Here is a 16,082-nt window from a genome sequence, read left to right on the forward strand (position 1 = left end):
TACCAAATACTATGATAGCGAAACTTTCATCTCTGGTTCAGGGTCGCCGACAAACATACGGATTTGTCGATGTGGATTGCAGTCCGTCAGTTCCGCTTTATAAACTTCAGTTTAACCCGAAAGACAAGACGCCTAAGTATAAGCAGATTGTCCAGTCAGTAATTACGGATATTGAACGGGGGGTACTAAAAAACAATGAGCAACTTCCTTCCATCAGCGAGTTAAGCGTTGAATATTACCTGGCGCGCGACACCGTTGAAAAGGCTTACCGGGAACTTCGGGAACAGGGCTACATAACGTCGGTGCAGGGCAAGGGCTACTATGTACAGACAGGAGCCGCTCCTAAACTGAAGATTCTTCTTATTTTTAATAAGCTTAGCTCTTACAAGAAAATCATTTATTACTCCTTCCTGAAAGCACTCGGCGATAAGGCAACCGTCGACCTTCAGATTCATCATTACAGTGCCTATCATTTTCGGGAAATAATCGAGAAGAATCTGGGCAAATACAACTATTATGTTGTGATGCCACATTTCACTCAGGATCTGGATAAAGCCAATTATATGCAAGTGCTTGAGTCCATCCCGACCAATGAACTGGTGCTACTCGATAGAGACGTCTCAGAATTGTCAGGTTCACCACTAAGCGTTTATCAGGACTTCGATAAGGACATTTGCGAAGCGTTGGAAAATGCACAGGATTTGCTGACTAAATACCGTCGGATGGTCCTTATTCTGCCCGGTGACGGTAACCATCCCGTTGAAATAGCGCATGGTTTTCGGGCTTTCTGTGTCAACTACAATAAGGAATTCTCGATTAAAGAGAATGCCATGAATGAAAGCTTGCAGGAGGGTACGGCCTATGTGGTTATCGAAGAAACCGATTTATCGGAAGTAGTCAAAAAAGTGCGCCAATCGAATTATGAACTAGGCCATGAAATCGGGATTATCTCGTTCAACGAAACGACGCTTAAAGAACTACTGAATATTACGGTAATCACCACCGATTTTGAAGCAATGGGCTATACTGCCGCTTCATTATTACTTGATAATAAACACATTAAAATCAAGAACCCATTCTACATGATTCGGCGCGAATCGTTGTAATTGGTCATTATTCGTAGCCAGTTTATAAAAATAGAGGGGGCAGTTTCTTAAAACTGCCCCCTCTATTTTTATACCCACCGTCCATAAACGACGAAACCACAGAGCAGGAACAGGATTACGTTTAGCAAAACGTTCTGCTTCTCATCACGACGATAATGAATTACGCTGGCCGGTATCATAATCAGGCCTAAGCAAAGTGCGGCAATGGGCGTCAGAATTGGTAGTAGCTGCGTATACCACGGTACTAGTAAACCTACAACACCGATCAATTCAGAAATTCCAATAAAGCGAATTAGTGGCGTGGACAAGTGCTCAACTCCCGTCTGCCCCATAGCAACCAGTTGATGAGCAGATCGGGTCGATTTCATCCATCCTGAATACATAAATGCAACAGCCAAAAAGGCTTGCGTAAACCAGAGTGCGCTATTCATGATTGTGTTTGTTTATGTGTTCTGGCAGCAAAATTGAACGTCGCTCAGACACAATCCTTTGACAATTATCAAAAACTAAATTTGAGCGCGCATTCGGCTTAGGGTCTCGGGCGTCATGCCCAGATAAGAAGCCACCATGCTCAATGGTACCCGCTGCACGAAGGTAGGATTCTGTGTCATCAGCGTTCGATATCGTTCTAAAGCCGTGGCAAAATGGAGTTCATCGAAGCGCTGTTGCACAAGCAGAAGACCGTAATTAGCGAGGAGCCGCCCCATTCGTTCTAGTTCATGGTGCTGCTGGTAAAGCTTCTCTAAAGCTGAGTGCGAAATAGACCATAGTACCGAGGGTTCCAGCAATTCAACGCTACGCCGGTCGGGTTGTTGGGTAATGAAGCTGCTTATAGAAACCGCAAACTGACCTTCGGCACTCAGCCAATCGGTAATGTCTTTGCCATCCTTGTAGTAAAAAGTCCGGGTCAGGCCGGTTTCAATAAAGTAGATCGAGCGGCAAATCGTGTCGGGAGGCACTAGCACATGCCCCTTTCCGAACTCCAGTCGATGGAGTTCGGAAAATAGGGCTGATTCGCTTGTGGGCGATAAGGGCGTAAACTGACGAACGGTCTCAATAAATGGATTCCGTACCATAACCGCTCACTGAAAAAGAAAGTAGTCGTAAATCGTTCGGGTAACTTCGGCAATGGTTCGTTCACGAACGGGACCTTCTTTTTTAGATGATTTTACAAAGACCGAAATGGCGACGTGGCCCGCATCGCCCGGTAGCGTGATTATGCCTACATCACTGGCCGTTAGACCAATAGTTCCGGTTTTATGAAGTACTTCGGTATCGGGTGGCAGGGCACCTTTTAAGCGCGCAAGGCCTGTTTCGCAACGTTTCATAATGTCGAGCAGTAGGGTTTTGCTATCCGGTTTGAGCACTGGCTGAGTGTAGAGCTTCGTCAGGAGCAAAGTCATCGCTTCGGGCGTCGAGGTATCCCGAATGTCATTCTCAAAGGCAACATAACTGGCCTCCCGCGTTGCGGGCGTACTAAATTTTGCCAGCGAGTCGTAGCGGGCGGGCGACCATGCCTGATTGATATCCATCGGTATACCCACGCAGTCAGCAATGAGCCAGGCTGTTGGGCGATTCACTTGTAACCCTTCGACACCCAGGCGTTTCATGCAGGCATTCACAGCGGCAGGTCCACCCGCCAGACGCAGGCAAAGATCCGTGGCACTATTGTCGCTAATCAGCAGCATCAGTTCAAGCAAACTTCTGACCGAGAGCGAAAGATCAGAATTTAGGGAATTGGGCCAGTTGAACCGCTCCGATAGCATACCGCTCCCCGGATGAAAATCTGTTTTGAGAATTGGCACCAGTTGAGCGAGCGTTATACTACCACTATCTACGCGTGACAGCAGTTGGGTCGCAATAGCCACTTTATACGAACTGGCCATCGGAAAATGGTCTTTCCCATTTTGGGTGATGGTTTTTCCACTTTCAAGATGCACCGCACAAATGCCCACTTTACCAGCCGATAGATTCGACAAACGAAATAGCTCCTGCTCTAATCGAACCGGCACCGTGAATGCTGGAGCAGGTGCCGGGGCAGTTGCCTTGCTCAATTTAGGTTTCTGAGCAATCCCCAGATGAGTACAAAAAAGAACAGAAAATGTGAGTAGATTGGTAGCTAGTTTCATCAATGAAGTCGTTTAGTTTTCAGCCTCTTAACAACCACTCATTTCTTTTGTGGCATGGCAGCGGTCATGGTCATTTCGACACTAGCCCCAAAGACCAGTTTGGCCACGCCCACTGTTGTTCGGGCAGGGTAAGCACCTTCTTTGAAGAACTTTTTGTAAACGGTGTTCATCTTCGCAAAGTCATCCATGTTGCTTAGGTACACCGTCACACTCACAACATCATCAAGCGACGCACCGGCATCTTCCAAAATACCCTTAATGTTCTGGATCGTTTGTTCGGTTTCGGCTTCAACCCCGCCCGCAACTACTTTGGTGGTTTGCGGATCGGTACCTACTTGCCCAGAGACGAACAACAGGCCATTACTGATAACACCCATACTAAATGGATAGGGCATCGCGGGCGCTTTACGCGGCTTAACAATTTGTTTTTGTTGCCCCGATACGGAAAAACTGATGCTGAAAACAAGGAGAGAGAGGACAAGATACTTCATGATTATCAGGAGGTTATAAAATTAAAGATTACTAAAAAATCATACTTATTTTGACAAGAATTCACGCAGTGCTGTATTGTATTCGTCGCTGGCGTTCAGGTACGGAAAATGCCCTTTCTGGCGGAAGGTATGCACCTGTGCTGTCGTGTAATAGTGTTTCAGTTGCGTACGCAGTTCGGGCGGTACGAGCGGGTCATTATCTGATTCAAAAATCAGCAATGGAGTCGCCGTCTGTTTCCCGTCGATAGGATTGAATTTATCAACTACGCAATGATAGCGGGCAAGAAACTGTGATTTCGACATACGCCCGTACGTGTTTTCGAGCAGTTGCGCTTTGACTAGTGGATTGTTCTCGGAAGCAGGCAATACCTGATCAAACAAGTTTTGGCGTAGTGCATTCATAACTGCCCATTCCGGTAACCACGAAGCCAGCATTACCTTGGTTTTATTTTTTTCTTCATAGGCATCATTCTTCGGAAATGTATTACCCAGAACAGCCTTTTCAATTCGCTGCGCATAGGTTGCCAATAAATACTGGGTCAGGTAACCACCCAGCGAACTACCTACGACAGTTGTGGTTTCAATTTTTTCTTTGTCGAGAATCGCGATAATGCCTTTTCCCAAATCAGACAGATTATCAACGGGCGGATAGGTAACGCTAACGACTCGATACTCAGGACTAAACGCATTCATCTGCTGCCACCAGAAATCATAGCCGCCCGTCATACCATGTAGGAAAAGGATGGTTTTCGGTCCCTTACCGAGTACCATATATGTCCAGTCGTAGCCCTGCGTATTAATCGTCGATGTTGGAAGTTTCCGGAAGTTGGCTAAGTCATTAATTGGCGCTTTATCGGCACCATCATATAAGTCGATGGCATCTTTTTTAGGCGTTGGATACAGATAGGAAACTATAGTGAGGACAAGAGGAATTAACCAGAGGAAACGTTTCTTCATGAATAGTTTTTTAGGAAATTAGGGTACAAGTCGGAGGAGGTTCATAAAAATAAACACTTTAGTCGAATCTGTACGGGTTTCTCCGTTTCTTTCACTTTTTGTTACGAAAAGTGCTACAGAAGACCTACATAAGTAATGTTCAGGCAATTGCGAAAACGGATTTCCCCATATCCTCACGCAACGGCCAGCCTGCTTTCTATATCTTTGATCAACTAACAACCGGTGAACAGACTTGAAAACCAATCAGCCATTACGTCAACCAGGCAGGCACTACAGTCAGAAATAGTCCTGTTTCTGGTGTTAATTCCCCTGATTAATGCGTACAATTATTACCTCACGTATACGAACATTCGGTTCGGGTGGTTTCTCATTTCGACCTACACAATCGACACGTTGACGGGCTACGGAGTCTGGTGGAGCATCCGTAGTAGTATTCTCTGGTTAGACCAACGGCTACCGTACACGGCCCGCCCTCTGAAGCGCATTGCTATCCAGGGCCTCCTGACTATAAGCATAGGTTTGTTCATTATTATTGCCTCAACCGAAATTCTCAATGCCTTACTGAAGGACAAACCCGTGCCGATGAGTTTTTATCAGTACGACATCTTCATTTTTGTCATCTGGTTCATCGGCATCAATGGGTTTTACATTAGCTTTCATTATTACAGTGAATGGCAGCGAACGGAGCAACTACGTACCCATGATAAAACCATTCGCCAGGAAGGAATTCGGGTACGATCAGGTCGGCAGGAATTGTCGGTTCCTTTTTCGGAAATTAAGGGGGTTTATGTCGATGGTGATTACACGGTTTTGGTAACTGAGCAGTCCAAAAAATATCTGCTGGATCAGTCCTTAGATAAGGTTGAGCAGAGTATTCCGTCCGAATCGTTCTTCCGCCTGAATCGTCAGTATATCCTGAATCGGCAAGCCATTGAAGGGTTTAAACGAATCGAAAACGGCAAGCTCAGCCTAATCCTCTACAACACCGATCACTTCCCGGACACCTTGCAGGTGAGCCGTACAAAAGCACCCGCATTCAAGGCTTGGTTTCAATTGGTGTGATAGTCATTGGCGGAGTTATTACAACTACACTTCAGGGAGAAATCTGCTACAGTTCGCCGGAAAGCATCGATTTTGACTTGGTTTTCGCTGGTAGGCAGGCCTAGCTTCGTTCAAAATTTAGTTCACGATGCTTACTGTCAACCAACGCCAACCAGTTTCAATTTCGCCCATTGAATCCCCTCGATTTCACGCTTTAGATGCCGCCCGAACCATCGCCTTGCTCATTGGTATCGTTCATCACGGTATTGAATCCTTTGTTTCCTATGCCAATGGGGATTGGGCAACGCAGGATTCACAAAGCAGTATTGTGCTGGACATTGTGTTTTACGTCTCTCATGTTTTTCGGATGCAGGCATTTTTCCTGATGTCGGGGTTCTTTGCGCACCTACTTTATCACCGGCGTGGACCGCGCGAATTTATCATCAATCGAACGAAACGACTCTTGCTGCCTTTCCTGTTGTTCTGGCCAATTCTATACGCAATCAATTGGCACATCTGGGTATGGGGCATTCAACGGGTTAAACATCTGCCGTGGCAAGAGTCCATCACGAAACTACCTGCTTATTTCAACTGGGACAATGGTTTCCCGCTCATGCACCTTTGGTTCCTTTATTTTCTCGTACTGTTTTGTGCAGGTGTAGCCGTCGTTCGTCCTATTGTCAATGGTTGGCTTGATCCCACGAAACGCCTGAGGGCTATGGTGGATAAGAGTCTGGCGTTTGCGCTTACGCACTGGTGGGGAAGTTTAGCACTGGGATTTATCATGATTGCGCCTATGCTGGGTATGACCGATTGGTTCGGAGTCGATACGTCGGCCTCAGGTTTAGTGCCTCGCTGGGCACCGTTTATTCTATATGGACTTTACTTTACGCTGGGATGGTTTCTACATCGACAAGTTCACCTCTTAGCTTATTTCCGTCAATTCAGGCTGATCAATTTGATACTAAGTATTTGCTTAATTGCGGCTCTGATCATCTTAAGTTTATTGTTTGATGAGCCAAAAAATCCGGCTGATGGCCGACTGATTCTTGCCGGCTTGAACACGTTGTATGCGTTTGCCTCTATGACAACAGTGTGGGCATTTATCGGCTACATAATGGCTCACTTCTCCAAGTCTAACCCGCGGATTCGCTACCTGGCCGATTTGGCGTATTGGGGCTACTTAGTCCACCTATCCATCGTGGCTTTAGTACAAGTACTGGTGGCTCCCTACGATTGGGCATGGCCCCTGAAACTCCTGCTTATTCTGAGCATAACGAGTGTTCTATTGGGCGTCACATACCAGTTTGGCGTGCGGAATACCTGGTTAGGCGTTTTGCTCAACGGAAAACGGCATTCTCGTTGAGCAACTAATAGGCAGTACAAATTTTCGATCAACACAGGGTTTTCGGTTTGAACCGTGGCACGGTTCAAACCGAAAACCCTGTCAACAAAAAAGCCGCCCCTCAATCCGGGGACGGCTTTCACGTTTTCTTAACCTAAACTAAGTCCGTTGTTATGTAGGATGTATACTAGGCATATATCTTATAGTATACATCCTATATCTCTCTAATTCTGTCCGCCTACCCGATTCTGTTCGGCCGATGTGGCTGAATTGCGTTGACGGGCACCTTTTACGTTTTGATTACCAAAGCGGTATGTGAATGTCAGTCTGATCTGGCGGCTCTCCCAGCGTGATTGTACCCGAAAATCAATGTCTTGAACCAGTGCCCGACCGCTGAAATGATTTAGCCAGAAGGGGTCGTTTACATTCAGTTTCAGATTACCCTTGCCATCCATAACTTTCTTTTGCACACCTACACTAAAGCCACCCATTGGTTGTGCCCGGTAGAACCCATATTGCGAGGCCGAATTGTACCAGCCCGATAGTTCTGCCGACAGCGTTTTGCTCATCGTGAAGTTATTAGACATGTATAAATTGTAGGCCACTAATTTCACTTCGTAGGGTGTACCTGAGTACGTAGTCTGATAGTGCTGGTAGTAGCTATTGATGTTATTCTGCATACGCCACCATTTAGCGACCGTTACTGGAAAGCTCAGGTTCAGGCTTAGGTTGTCCATATGACCCTGGTTTTCGGGAGTCACATAGGTAATGTTCTCAGCAGGAATCTGGCGGGGTGTTTCCTGATTGATGAAATCCGTTGTGCGACTATAGTTCAATGTTGTTGTAAATGCATTTTTATATACGTGTGTCAACTCAATTGAATTCGTGTATTGAGGCCGCAGGAACGGATTTCCTTTCTGATACGTATACGGGTCCAGATAGAACACAAAGGGATTCAGATTCTGGTAATCAGGGCGGTCGATACGACGGCTATACGACAGGTTCAGCACGTTGTTGGTATCCAGTTGCCGCGACAGGAACAATGTCGGGAAGAGATTCAGGTAATTCCGATCAACGGTTTGGTTCAGTGTGATCGAGTTACCGATCGAGTGCGTATGCTCAGCCCGTAACCCCGCCTGAACTTTCAACTTGCCGAATTTACCAGCGTAATTAAGATAACCAGCGTTGATATTTTCATTATACTGGAACTGGTTCGAGCGACTGGCATCAGGCAACCATTGCCGATTTTCCTGTTGCAGTGTATCATATAGGGTGTTATTATCGGCGTTAACGTAGCTGCTTTTCAGACCTGCTTCTACTTTACCTCCATTTTTAAGCGGATGCACATAATCGGTCTTGAATGCCCAGATATTAATAGTCGATGGCATATTGCTCCGAACATCCTGGTTAGGGCGGAAAATCGCGTTTTCGGAATTAAAATACTGGGTAGCCAGATTATTGCCATTCTTACCACTATAATGAACATAATCGGCATCAACTGTCCATTCGCGACCTTTACCATAGTCGAATTTATAGTTGACATTACCCGTCATATTTGACAAAAAGTTGCCCTGATTCGTCTGCGTAACCGCCTTGCTGGTCAGTTGGTGATTCTCGTCGCTGATGAGCGTATTGTTCAGACCCGATGAGCGCCAGTCATTTGAGAAACCATTGACTAACACCCCAATCGTACTTTTGTCGTTGATGAAATAATCCATACCTGCCTTGTACGAATGGCCAGTAAATTGGTTAGGCCGAAACGAATTCTGGTCGAAGTAGGTAGTATGCCCGTTGTAGGGAATATTCCGGGTAATCTGATTACTTTGAGAACTTTGCCGATTTACGTAGCTATAGTTACCAAACAAATTGATCTTTCCTTCGCGGTGATTAATGTTCAGTGAGGAGTTAAACTTTGGCAGATCATCACGTGCCCCACTCAGGTTGTTCACCCAGCCGTAGCCAGTACCAAGAATGAAGGTTCCATTGGTGCCAAAATTCTTGTTTTTCTTCATCTTGATGTTGATGATCCCCGAATTACCAGCGGCATCGTATTTGGAGCCAGGATTGGTAATGATCTCGATCGAAGCAATGTTGTCGCTGGGCGTGTTTTTAAGCAGATTCGATACTTCCTGTTGCGAAAGGTAAGTTTGCTTTCCGTCGATATAAACGATGACACCCGCTTTGCCTTTTAACTGAATCTGGTCATTCTGGCGGTCGATGGTTACGCCGGGTGCTTTTTCCAGCACTTCCAGAGCTGTGTTGCCACTCGCTACAATGCTGTTTTCGACGTTCATCACCGTACGGTCAACCTGTTGTTCGATGAATGGTTTCTGAGCAACAACTTTCACCTCTGTCAGGCTTTTCGTCTCGTCGGTCATGGCCAGTGTGGGCAATTCAACTGCCGGATGTGCTTCATCAATCGCGAACGGTACACTATACGTTTTGCGGTATCCGATCTGTTGAGCAGCTACCAGATATTGTCCTGCACCAACATTTTCGAAGGCGTATTTCCCGTCGATATCGCTGATGGCTCCTTTTACCAGCGTTGAATCTTTTGCCTTTAGGAGCATCATTGTTGTGAATTCGAGTGGTTTTCCAGCCACCGTGCCCACATGTCCGTTAACAGTTCCCCGCGTCAGAACCTGCCCAAACGCCGTTGTCAGCGTCAGCAGAATAAGTATTGAGAAGGAGAATAACGTCTTCATAAGTAGTGTTGTTTTCAGAAGGTTGCTTTGTCTTTGTATCAAGTACATGGCAAAGGTAGGTAGTGGGCATCACAAAGTACCTGTTCTTACACAAGCGGTCTGAACGGCAGGATGAGCGGATTTTACGAGGGGATTGGTATTCTGAGAGGTAATTTCAAACTAAAGACACAAGCAAAAGCAGAATGTTGCATGGTCAGAACCGGGATTTAGCAGATTTATGGATTAACAGGATTTTGTTGTGCGCTTCTACGAAGCGAATCAGTTAAAAAACAAAATCCTGTTAATCCATAAATCTGCTAAATCCCGGTCAGAGTTTAATTCCCACAGCCCACACGCTGGTATCGGGACCCTGGCCTGCACGGAAAGGACTGTTTGGTTCGTAGCGGAAGAACAACTTAGACGTACCCCGGAAACCAAGTTCTGTTGTCAGTCCCCAGCGAATCGGGTTCAGGTTGTAGGAATTATGGTTCCGAACAGATGCCCCACCTTCAGGTTTCACTTTTGTGTAGCTGTCCAAGCGCATGCCAGCATAAGCACCCAGACTCCAGTTAAAGCCCGATTTGAACGACAGGTTCACCATAAGTGGCAGATTAAGCTGGGTGGTCACCAGTTTAGATCGGTGGAGATCAACATTGGCGGGCTCGATAGCAACTTGACCATTCTGCAGGACTAAGGTGTTCCGGTCTTCAAACATAAAATTGTTCCAGGCAACTTCAGGACCGGTTATCAACCGGAGTTTGGTAGCTCCATTTACAGCGATCGGAATGCGCTTCTGCCAGGAAAGGGCGACAAAGCGCGAACCAATTGGGCTAAGTTCGTAGCTCGCAGGAAGCGATCCACCGAAGTTGTTTAAGCCAACATAGATGCCGAAGTCGGAAGTAACCCGAGCGTAGTTTCTAGTTCTTGTTACCCGGGTTGTCGAGGTCGAATCGGTTGTGACGGTAATGGTAGTTGATTGTGCGAACGACGCAATTGAGGCAGCAATCATAGCGGTGGTGAGGAGGTGTTTGAACGTGTTCATAGCTGTTGTATTTTAAGGTTCAGGGTTTAGGAAATTAATGGTTTCAGGTTTAGGAAACTGGTTGTGTTCGTGGCTGTATTTGTTGTGTTATTTGACAGGAAGATGTCAGAACCCTGGGGGCAGGTTGCATGAGGTTGAAAAAAAATCAGATTTTTTTTGAGGGCTGATCTCTGTCGTCGACGGGGTTGTATCTGTTGCAGGTCAGTAATGGGGTGCGTAAGCAAATCGTACGGATTCTAAGACCTTGAGCAGTAAACTAGTCTAAATCATTCAAGAGGTCCTTTCTCAATAATTGGAACCCAGTTATTGAGAAAGGACCTCTTGAATGACCGGATTGATTTTACAAAATAGGGCAATGAACGCTTTCTGGTCATTAGTTACCTAATTGTTAGTTAATGTAGAATCAATTTTAATATCACTTTAATATCACTAATCTCTTCATTATTAGTAGTTTTAATGGTTTTAGTAAACTATTTTACAAAATCCACAAACACTTTCAGGCTAACCAATTACCTATGAAAAAACTCTATCTACTCCTATTTTTGATTTGTTTACAACTCACCACTTCCCACGCCCAGGTTTCGTTAATTAGAAAATTTAATACCTGCTGTGGTATTGGCCCCTTCGAGCCGCTGAACAATAAAATCATTTTCAACGCCTATCCTGGTCTTTGGAGCAGTGACGGTACTTACGATGGAACGATTCAGCTAACCACGGGTGCTGGCTTTGATAACTATAGTATACGTCGGTGTAGGGTAGGAAATGTCATTTTCTTCTGGGGAGGAGCTGGCCCTAATGGTGGCGGCCTTACTCTATGGAAAACTGATGGCACACCAGCGGGAACCGTGCTGGTAAAAGAATTTATGGAAGGCAGCTATGTTGACGGTATGGTCAATCTAAATGGGATACTCCTGTTCGGCTACAAAACCAATGCCGAAGGAAAGGAAGTGTGGCGTAGCGATGGCACAGAAGCAGGTACCCACATCGTTACCGATCTGGTGCCGGGTTCTGGAGATGGACTACTTTTCAGTTCACCCCAATCAGCAGTTTTGGGTAGCTATTTTTATTTTCAGGGGCCAGCCGATCCCGCTCTTGCCGGAACCCACAGTCCGGCAGAAGGGCGGCCAACCTTATTTCGAACCGATGGAACAGCCGCTGGCACGACCATGATAGCGAATAGCGGATACGCCCCACAAGCGATGAATGTAATAAATGGTCGGCTCGTTTACCAGGCCTCTGCCGTTTATACAACTACTTACGGCTCACCCTGTTTTTCACAACCTACTGTTATAAGCGATCTTACCGCCGTTTTGATGGTCATTGATAACGGGGTGGCCAGCATACTCACATTGCCTGCAAATGTAGAAAAGTGTGGCAAAAGTGTGCCACTTGGGAATACTTTTGAAAACACAACCAAATTCATCAAATCAAGCAACTATTTGTACTTTTCGGCCGCATCACAAGTTAATAGTGCCGCTACTTTGTGGCGTACTGATGGAACTCCAAACGGCACCATTCAACTGACTACGTCCTCGGGTGGAATCTATGAAGGTCCTTTTGGTGGTATGTTCACTCAAAGTTTAGGTACCTCCGACTACAACTTCGGCACCATTGCTTACTTTCCGATCTATACCAATGCTGAAGGAGGAGAACTCTGGCGCAGTGATGGAACGCCCGCAGGAACCTACTTACTCAAAGATATCAATCCCGGCCCAGATGGCTCGGGAGCATATGCCTACAACGGAAACAGTAATCCCAACAATACCAGTGGGATTCTTGATCCTCGTACGGTCAATGGCATCACCTATTTTTTCGCCAATGATGGCACGCATGGCGTGGAACTCTGGAAAACCGATGGCACCACCAACGGCACCCAGATGGTACAGGACTTAAATCCAGGAACAGGTAGTCAGCCCATCAGCACGAATCATGTTTGGGATGACAATGGGAATGCTGCAGCGATCGGTAGCAAGTACTTTTTCTTAGGAGCAGATGGTCCTGATGCCGACAATCATGCTCTATTTACAACCTGCTCCTCAACGCCTACCCTGACCATTACCGCCACCCCCTCGCTCACCATCACCCAGGGGACTACCACCACTCTCAAAGCCACCGGGGCCGCCACCTACAAATGGAATACAGGCGCCACAACCGCATCCATCACTGTCTCACAAGCCGGTTCCTACTCGGTCACCGGCACCAGTGCGGGAGGATGTCCTGCCACCACCACTGTTGAAGTCGTCACCGTTCCCGGTCTGACACTGATCCCATCAGCCAGTGTGCAGGCAGGTTGCGTGGACGGAACCGGCGCTTTATCGAGCATCCTGTCGGTCTCCGTCACCGGCGGGGTGCCCCCCTACAGCTACACCTGGCTGGCTCCATCCGGCGTTAGCCTGAACCCAAAAAACACCAGCCAAGTTTCCAGCACCATTGCCACCGGAATTCGAACCATCACCGTCCGTGTCGCCAGTGCGGCAGGAGGACCCACCAGCACGGCCACCATTAGTGTGACCGCCAATGCCCGACCCACTCCTGGGCTGAGCGGCAATGTCAACCTCTGTGCTGGTCAGTCGACCACCCTGACTGCTTCGGGAGGAGTCGGCTACCAGTGGTCAACGGGCCAGAGCGGGGCGAGTCAGGTGGTGAGTCCAACCTTGAGCACTGTCTATTCAGTCACCGTCACTAATGAGTCTGGCTGTAAGGCCACCAAAAGTAGCACGGTGAGCGTCAATGCCGTGCCCAAGGTCGTTATTAAGGGGAGCCCCTCGCTGACCCTCACTCAGGGCAGCAGTGCCACCCTGACCGCATCGGGCGCCACGACTTACGTGTGGAGCACAGGGGCCACCACCCCGGCCATTGTGGTCAGTCAAGCGGGGGCCTACTCGGTCACAGGGATCAGTTCGGGGGGATGCTCTGCCACGGCTACAACAGCCGTCACGGTTACTCCCTCACCCCTGGTGCTGACCCCTTCGGCCAGTGTGCAGGCAGGCTGCGTGGACGGAACCGGCGCTTTATCGAGCATGCTGTCGGTCTCCGTCACCGGCGGGGTGCCCCCCTACAGCTACACCTGGCTGGCTCCATCCGGCGTTAGCCTGAACCCAAAAAACACCAGCCAAGTTTCCAGCACCATTGCCACCGGAATTCGAACCATCACCGTCCGTGTCGCCAGTGCGGCAGGAGGACCCACCAGCACGGCCACCATTAGTGTGACCGCCAATGCCCGACCCACTCCTGGGCTGAGCGGCAATGTCAACCTCTGTGCTGGTCAGTCGACCACCCTGACTGCTTCGGGAGGAGTCGGCTACCAGTGGTCAACGGGCCAGAGCGGGGCGAGTCAGGTGGTGAGTCCAACCTTGAGCACTGTCTATTCAGTCACCGTCACTAATGAGTCTGGCTGTAAGGCCACCAAAAGTAGCACGGTGAGCGTCAATGCCCTGCCTAAGGTGGTCATTAAGGGTAAACCTACCTCGATGATCATTGCGTCGGGCAGCAGTGCTACGCTGACAGCCTCAGGCGCTACTACTTATGCCTGGAGCAATGGAGCCACTACACCCGCCATTGTGGTCAGTGAAGCGGGTTCCTATTCCGTGACGGGTAGCAGTTCAGCGGGGTGTTCAGCCACGGCCACTGCTGTCGTGACTGTAACAGGCACAGTAGCCAATGGACCCAATTGCGACACCTATACTTACGTCACAGATTCTCTACATAGTATTAGCACGTTTGTGCGAAGTGTTTATACAGTGGGCAATACTATTTATGTTGCTACTGATGGTGGGCTGAGCATTTCCACTAATGGAGGAAGCAGTTTTACGAACTATACCACCTCAAATAATTTAGGGAGTAATATGGTTTTCCGTGTCTATGTAGTGGGCACTAAGATTTATGCTGCTACGACTAATGGGTTGAGCATCTCGACCGATGGCGGGGCGCACTTTAGCACAACAACTAGTGGCTTGGGAAGTAGTTTTGTGACTGGTGTCTATTCCCTGGGAAGTACCGTTTTTGTCTCTACTCTTGGCGGTTTAGGTATCTCGACCAATGGTGGTATCAGTTTTGTCAATAAAACTACTGATAATGGTCTGGGACATAATACGGTCTATGGAGTCTATGCAGTTGGGAATACCATCTACGCAGCTACTGCTGGCGGAGTTAGCATCTCGACTAATGGCGGGACCAGCTTTACCAACACCAGCGTTGGCACAGGCAATAACTATGCAACTAGTGTCTACGCAGTGGGTAACACGGTCTATGCAGCTACTTATGGGGGTGGATTAAGTATTTCAACCAATAATGGAGCCAGCTATATCCATAAAACTACAGCTGACAGTTTGGGCAGTAATACCGTGTGGAGTGTCTATGCTCTGGGTAATACGATCTATGCCGCCACAGCGACAGGGTTGAGCATCTCGACTAATGGCGGAGCCAGCTTTACGAACCACTACTTAAATGGCCATGGCGTTTATGATAGCTACGTAGCCAACAATATTATCTACGCAGCTACCGATGGGGGGCTAGCCTATTGCGGTACTGTGGCTGCTCCTCGTCTGGGGGCTGCTGAACCCAATCAGAGCTGGCAGGTGCGGCTTCTAGGTAACCCTCCAGTCGATGAGTATGCCGAAGTGGAGGTGCGGGATGCTTTAGGGCAAAACCTGAAGCTACGCTTGAGTGATGTAGCAGGCCATGCACTCAGCAGTCAATCGGTAGAGGTGCAGGATGCGGTTCAGCGGGTACGAGTTCGGTTAGGCACCTCGACGGGGATATATCTGTTGCAGGTGAGTGATGGGGTGCGTAAGCAAACCGTACGGATTCTAAGACCTTAAGCATAGACTTTTTCTAGAATTAACAGCCATCCCCTTGTTCAGTATATTCGAACAAGGGGATGGCTGTTAATTTTCACCAATATAGCTTCTGTGTAACTAAACCCCTACTAATCAACGAACTGTAGTAGTTCAATCCGGTTCTCGAACGGATCACGAAAGAAGAATCGCTCGCGACCGTCGATGTCTGATGAATATTCAATGGCAAGGCCCTTACTGGCTAAATTCTGTTTGGCTTCATCGAGGTTAGCCACTTCAAAAGCCGGATGTCGTTTGGAATAGCTACTGCCAGCTTCCTCCCGAAGATGCAATTGGATGTCGGCAATTTGGAACCAGATGGCACCACTGGGGTGATTCCCAGGAATTTCGGCCAACCCTAAAACGTCCCGGTAAAACTCCCGAGCCTGGGCTGTTGCGCCTTCAGGAATGCACATCAGCACATGGTCTAATCGTATGAATTGTATCATCCT

General features: G+C 47.8%; 12 protein-coding genes. 4 read left to right on the forward strand and 8 right to left on the reverse strand.

Annotation, left to right across the window (positions count from 1 at the left end; genetic code table 11):
- Positions 1-11: 11 nt before the first annotated feature.
- A complete protein-coding gene (locus GO755_RS14810; protein WP_157585955.1) occupies positions 12-1,106 on the forward strand; it encodes a GntR family transcriptional regulator in 1,095 nt (364 codons plus the stop codon).
- A 68-nt stretch (positions 1,107-1,174) separates the two neighbouring features.
- Here the strand turns inward: GO755_RS14810 and GO755_RS14815 are convergent, their stop codons facing one another.
- The 5 genes from GO755_RS14815 to GO755_RS14835 form a co-directional block, all read right to left on the reverse strand.
- A complete protein-coding gene (locus GO755_RS14815; protein ID WP_157585956.1) occupies positions 1,175-1,537 on the reverse strand; it encodes a DoxX family protein in 363 nt (120 codons plus the stop codon).
- 75 nt (positions 1,538-1,612) lie between these two features.
- Complete coding sequence (locus GO755_RS14820) at positions 1,613-2,182, reverse strand: Crp/Fnr family transcriptional regulator (RefSeq protein ID WP_157585957.1); 570 nt, start codon at positions 2,180-2,182, stop codon at positions 1,613-1,615.
- A 6-nt stretch (positions 2,183-2,188) separates the two neighbouring features.
- Entirely contained in the window at positions 2,189-3,235 is a 1,047-nt protein-coding gene (gene bla / locus GO755_RS14825) for a class A beta-lactamase (RefSeq protein ID WP_157585958.1), read from the reverse strand.
- 38 nt (positions 3,236-3,273) lie between these two features.
- A complete protein-coding gene (locus tag GO755_RS14830) occupies positions 3,274-3,726 on the reverse strand; it encodes a RidA family protein (RefSeq protein WP_157585959.1) in 453 nt (150 codons plus the stop codon).
- Between the two features lie 45 nt (positions 3,727-3,771).
- Positions 3,772-4,683: an alpha/beta fold hydrolase gene (locus tag GO755_RS14835; RefSeq protein ID WP_157585960.1), complete on the reverse strand. Its 912-nt coding sequence runs from the start codon at positions 4,681-4,683 to the stop codon at positions 3,772-3,774.
- Between the two features lie 222 nt (positions 4,684-4,905).
- Here GO755_RS14835 and GO755_RS41995 point away from each other — a divergent pair, with 222 nt between their 5' ends.
- Together GO755_RS41995 and GO755_RS14845 are read left to right on the forward strand one after the other, a co-directional pair.
- The gene (locus tag GO755_RS41995; protein WP_157585961.1) at positions 4,906-5,745 is read left to right on the forward strand and encodes a LytR/AlgR family response regulator transcription factor; all 840 of its coding nucleotides are present in this window, start codon (positions 4,906-4,908) and stop codon (positions 5,743-5,745) included.
- Between the two features lie 127 nt (positions 5,746-5,872).
- Positions 5,873-7,090, forward strand: a complete 1,218-nt coding sequence (locus GO755_RS14845; RefSeq protein ID WP_157585962.1) for an acyltransferase family protein — start codon at positions 5,873-5,875, stop codon at positions 7,088-7,090.
- Between the two features lie 203 nt (positions 7,091-7,293).
- Here the strand turns inward: GO755_RS14845 and GO755_RS14850 are convergent, their stop codons facing one another.
- Both GO755_RS14850 and GO755_RS14855 read right to left on the reverse strand, forming a co-directional pair.
- Positions 7,294-9,774, reverse strand: a complete 2,481-nt coding sequence (locus GO755_RS14850; protein ID WP_157585963.1) for an outer membrane beta-barrel protein — start codon at positions 9,772-9,774, stop codon at positions 7,294-7,296.
- Positions 9,775-10,081: 307 nt separating this feature from the next.
- Positions 10,082-10,795: an outer membrane beta-barrel protein gene (locus GO755_RS14855; RefSeq protein ID WP_157585964.1), complete on the reverse strand. Its 714-nt coding sequence runs from the start codon at positions 10,793-10,795 to the stop codon at positions 10,082-10,084.
- Between the two features lie 515 nt (positions 10,796-11,310).
- Between GO755_RS14855 and GO755_RS14860 the strand changes: the two genes are divergently transcribed.
- On the forward strand, positions 11,311-15,615 hold the full coding sequence (locus tag GO755_RS14860; RefSeq protein WP_157585965.1) for an ELWxxDGT repeat protein: 4,305 nt from the start codon (positions 11,311-11,313) through the stop codon (positions 15,613-15,615).
- Between the two features lie 107 nt (positions 15,616-15,722).
- Here the strand turns inward: GO755_RS14860 and GO755_RS14865 are convergent, their stop codons facing one another.
- Positions 15,723-16,079 carry a VOC family protein gene (locus GO755_RS14865; RefSeq protein WP_157585966.1) on the reverse strand — a complete coding sequence of 119 codons (357 nt, stop codon included), beginning with the start codon at positions 16,077-16,079 and terminating at the stop codon, positions 15,723-15,725.
- Positions 16,080-16,082: the final 3 nt, after the last annotated feature.

This window comes from Spirosoma arboris (assembly GCF_009754945.1).
Taxonomy (GTDB): Bacteria; Bacteroidota; Bacteroidia; order Cytophagales; family Spirosomataceae; genus Spirosoma; species Spirosoma arboris.